General features: G+C 66.2%; 5 protein-coding genes. All 5 read right to left on the minus strand.

The annotated features are described in order from the left end of the window. On the minus strand, positions 1-969 hold a 969-nt coding region (locus ELR45_RS34305), incomplete at its 3' end, for a DUF7937 domain-containing protein (RefSeq protein ID WP_476704118.1). 85 nt (positions 970-1054) lie between these two features. Continuing rightward, positions 1055-1465, minus strand: coding sequence for an STAS domain-containing protein (locus ELR45_RS00815; protein ID WP_129662664.1), 411 nt, complete (start codon positions 1463-1465; stop codon positions 1055-1057). A gap of 243 nt (positions 1466-1708) precedes the next feature. Then, on the minus strand, positions 1709-2128 hold the full coding sequence (locus tag ELR45_RS00820; RefSeq protein ID WP_129662666.1) for a PRC-barrel domain-containing protein: 420 nt from the start codon (positions 2126-2128) through the stop codon (positions 1709-1711). A 203-nt stretch (positions 2129-2331) separates the two neighbouring features. Continuing rightward, positions 2332-3192 (minus strand): polysaccharide lyase family protein, encoded by an 861-nt coding sequence (locus ELR45_RS00825; protein WP_129662668.1) that lies wholly within the window; start codon positions 3190-3192, stop codon positions 2332-2334. A 4-nt stretch (positions 3193-3196) separates the two neighbouring features. Then, the coding region (locus ELR45_RS00830) for an alkaline phosphatase D family protein (RefSeq protein ID WP_205855635.1) at positions 3197-4538 on the minus strand (1342 nt) is incomplete at its 5' end.

Consider the following 4538-nt stretch of genomic DNA (forward strand, 5'->3'; position numbering starts at 1 on the left):
GGCGTTGCGCCCAAAGGTGGCCAGCATCAGCACGATCAGCGACAGCACCAGCCCGGTGATGTACTGACCGCGCGCGTCCACGTCCTCCATCAGCCGCATCCCGGAGAGCAGAAGGGCCAGGACGGCGACGACCGTCACGGTCTGGAACAGACGTACGGGCAGCTTGACCCAGCGCACGGCCCCGGCGGGCGGCGAGGCCGACACAGACAGTCCAGCGGCGGCCGCGGCGGCGCCGAGCGCCGGCCAGAACAGGAACTGAGGGCCGGCCAGCCGTAACGACCAGGCCTCCCCGATGGTCTCGTCGGCGCCTTGCGCCCACATCGCCAGCAGCAGCCCGACGCCACCCAGGACGACGGCGACGTCCCGCCACGTGCTGTCGTTCCGCGCCAGCCCACGTACGGCGATCCACGGCACACCGGTGAAGATCACGACGTCCAGGACGAGGATCACGACCTCGCTCCAGGTGGACTCGTGGCCGAACTCGAACAGGTAAAACGCAGCGCTCAGCACGGCCAGCACCACGGCGATGCCGGCGATGACCACCGTGATGGCTCGCCACAGGGCGTGGTCGTCAGTGCCGCCTCGTTGTTCGGACGTGCGCCCCTGTGCCGCGAGAAGGACACCCGCGAGTCCGATGACCAGGCCCGTTCCGACACCCCCGCCGTCGTCGATCTCGCCGTTCGCCGAACCGCCGACGTAGGCGACCACCAGCGTCACCACGACGGCGATCAGGTACGGCGCGTTCGCCAACAGCCGGATCGACCGGATATGGGCAGGGGTCAGCGCCGACGGCAACACCGACGCCGCTTTCAAGTACGGCAACGCCAGCGAGAGGATCGACAGCAGAGTGACCGGGATGACGAAGCCATGACCCGTCGCCTGATGCTCCAAATCCCACGCCATGCCCAACGGCATGAGCAAGAGCAGCACGGCGAACGCGTCACGCGCATAATCACCGACCGGAATCACAAACAATCACGTACCCATGATCATCGCAGACATGCCGCGCGCCCCGCGGTAAGGCGGGTCAGGCTCAGGGGCACATGTATGAACGTTAGCCGTTGCCGGCGTGTTCGGCCAGCACCGCCTGGACGGCCTCGTCGCTGTCATCGTTCCAGCGCACATCGGCGACTACTCCGCCTAGGCTGCGACTTGCCGATGCCTCGTCACGGGGCGCGACTACGCGGAGGTGTTCGCCACCCAACGATGCCCGCTCCCCCGCCACGTTCAGGGCCTGAGCCATCGACGCATCGAGCGATCTGAGCCCGCTCAGGTCGACTACCACAGGGCCAAGCCGAACAAGCCCGCAGAGGTAGTTCTGTAACCGGGAGACGCTGAAGATGTCGACCTCACCGGATACCCGAACGATGAAACATCCGCTCTGTTGCCCTACCCGTAACTCGCACGCCGGGCTGCCGAACTCCGATCGGACAGCAGCACCCGAACTCCACCACACGCCCTGCATGCGGACCTCCTCCGTCCCCACGACCACCACGGACCCGCATAACTCCCCCGCTACGTTCCTATTACCGGCGTGGCCGGCGTGTCCACCACTTTTTCAATCCGCAACAACTTCGTGCTGTGCGCGTTCGCAACCACTGACATGGCCGCTGCTGCCGAAGGCAACAGCGGCCTTGTCAGGTCCGTGCTGACGCGTTGGCGCCGTATGAACCGTACTGAGCTCAGTTCTCGTCGAGCAGAGCGTCGTTCACCTGTAGTACGGGAACGGTGGGTATACGTAGCCCGGTGTCCAGAACGGCGGATACCCGTAGTAGTCGTACAGATCTTCGTAGTAGCTCGGTTCCTGGATCAGACTCGGATCGTACTCAGGCGCATCGGCCACATGACCCTGGTCCTTCCCGATATGCACGGCGTCGTCGTCGACGCTCTCGATCGCATCCACAGGGATGAGCCGCTTCTGCTCGCCGATGCCCAGGAACCCGCCGGCACCCACCAGAAGGAACCGGACTCGCCGCTCGTCGGGGTCGATGACGAGATCATCGACCTTCCCGATCTCTTGCGCTCCCCGGACCAGAACCTTGCGCCCACGGACATCGTCGGCTTCATCGGCAAGTGTGAGATCGGTGTCGTTGAGGTGCACCAGAATCGTTTGCGGGTCGGCTGTCATCATCAGACTCCTCGATAGACGGTGACACCCAGACTCTTTACCCCTCGTCTACGGTGGTTAACGGCAACGCCAGCGTCTGGCGGTAGATGCGGCACATGTAACCGGCGACCATCGCCTGCTTCCAGAAGAGGAAACCAAGCTTGCCGGCACATTCCGTGAAGGACGGTTGCGCGGATCGATGGACGCCAGCAGTTCGCGACCGGTCACGTCGAACGGGCGAACACTCCGATCGCGTCGTAGGCGATCCAGGAGCCGTCGTCCTTGAAGAGCTCGAGCGTGTTCTCGCCGGCGATGAAGAGCCCGGACGTCAAGGGATACTCGATGTACGAGGGCTTCAGCGGAGAACCGGGCACCGTGCTGTCGCCCTGGGTCGAGCCTTTGGTGGCGCCACCTTCGAAGACCAGCCGGTCGACTTCCGTGCCGTTGACGGTGAGAACGGCCGAACCGGGTATCGACGCGTGGCTGTCGATCAGCCACAGCGCAAGGTCGACGTCGTCGGAAGGTGCCGCCTCGAGCTCGAAACGCAGCCGGAACAGATGGTCGCGTCGCCCTGCCCACGAGTCGGCGGGTCCCGGCTGCAGGTAGCTCCACCCGGTGCCCACGTCGTCGGTGCCGTACCGGAAGTCCACGCCGTCCGGGAAGGTCGCGTTGTACTGGGCGTACCCGGCCGGGGACAGCGCGAGCTCCAAGCCCTTGCCGTCGAACTCGCCGACGACGGCCAGCGGCGAACCGGACACCGTCACGGACTCCCGGCTGCTGACGGTGACGGGATCCGACGGCCGGCTGCGCGTGCTGGCGGCATCCACGGTGACAACCCGGTACACCCAGCGCTCGGACGCACCGCCGAGGCCGCGGTGCTCGAAATGCGGATAGACGGTCTTAGTCAGCAACGTGTCCGGTTCCACCGCGACGTCATCGGCGTCGCGAGCGCCGTACACGGCGTAGTGATCGACGACGGTCTCCCATGGCACCGGCGTCCAGTCGAGGACGATGCCGGCCAGCTCACCTTCCCCCTGGAGCCCGGTGATAGGAGGCACGTTCGAGGCGCTGGTGGTCACACTCATCTCCTCATCCCTCCTTTTCCAGGCCGGGGCCGCCGGCCGGGGTCACGAACCTCGCGACGGTCTCCAATGGTGCGTCCGCGTCCGCCCTGATCCACTGCACGATCTTGAATTGAGAGGTCAACTCCTCCGGGGTCATCCGGCAGTGGACGTAGCCGCGTCTCCCGTCGTAGAGCTTCACGTACGGGTGCTGCGTCCAGTCCGGCGTGTATCCATCGGTCGGCGCGCCGTCTCCGTCCGAGGCGATCGACGAGCAGATCAGCTCCACCCCTACCGTCTCCGACGACGGATCGGCGAAATCCGCCTTCAGTTCGGCCGCGACGTGCCGGTGGATGTCGCCGGTGAGCACCACCGGGTTGCTCGACTGCTGCATGGCGCCGATGAGCCGCTGCCGCGCCGCCGGATACCCGTCCCACTGGTCGGTGCGGTCTTCGGTGATGGCCGTGACCGTGACGCCGTTCACGCACACGTTCCACGTCGCAGGCGAGCTGGTCAGCCCGTCGTACAGCCACTGTTCCTGGTCAGGGCCGAGCATCGTCCGCTGCTCGTCGTACTGGTCGTCGGTGTCCACGGGTGGAGCGTCCCGGTACTGGCGGGTGTCCAGGATGTTGAATCGGGCCAACGAGCCCGCATCGAAGCGACGGTACAGCGCCGCGTCGGGCCCGTCCGGCAGCGTGGACAGCGACAGCGGCAGGTTCTCGTAGAACGCTCGGTAGCCGACGGCGCGCAGATGGACGAAGTGCTCCGGGCTGACCCCGTACCGGGATCCGTCCGCACCGTAGTTGTTCTGCACCTCGTGGTCGTCCCACGTGACGATCCACGGTGCGAGCGCATGTACGGCTTGCAGGTGCGGGTCGGACTTGAACAGCGCGTAGCGCAGCCGGTACTGCTCCAGCGTCTCGATTTCGACGGCGTGCTCAGGGGTCACCGTGGCGCCCTGCCGCCAGAGGTTGGCGTCAGTGATCCCGTACTCGTAGATGTAGTCGCCGACGAAGAACACCGCGTCGAGCTCCTCGGCGGCCATGTGCCGGTACGCGCTGAAGTGGCCGTGGTACCAGGCCTGGCACGAGGCGGTCGCGAAGGCGAACGACTCGGCGAGCTCGCCGCGGGCCGGCAGCGTCTTGGTCCGTCCGACCGGGCTGACCTCGCTCCCGGCCTTGAATCGGTAGAAGTACTCCCGCCCGGGCTGCAGGCCGTCGACGTGCGGATGTACCGCATGCGCCAGCTCAGGTGAGGCCACAGCTGTCCCACGCCGCACCACGCGGCGGAAACGCTCGTCCGTCGACATCTCCCATTGCACGGGCACCGGCCGCGACGGCATCCCACCGTGGCCGTCGGGCGCCAGCGGT

This window comes from Phytoactinopolyspora endophytica, from assembly GCF_004138495.1.
GTDB classification, from domain to species: Bacteria; Actinomycetota; Actinomycetes; order Jiangellales; family Jiangellaceae; genus Phytoactinopolyspora; species Phytoactinopolyspora endophytica.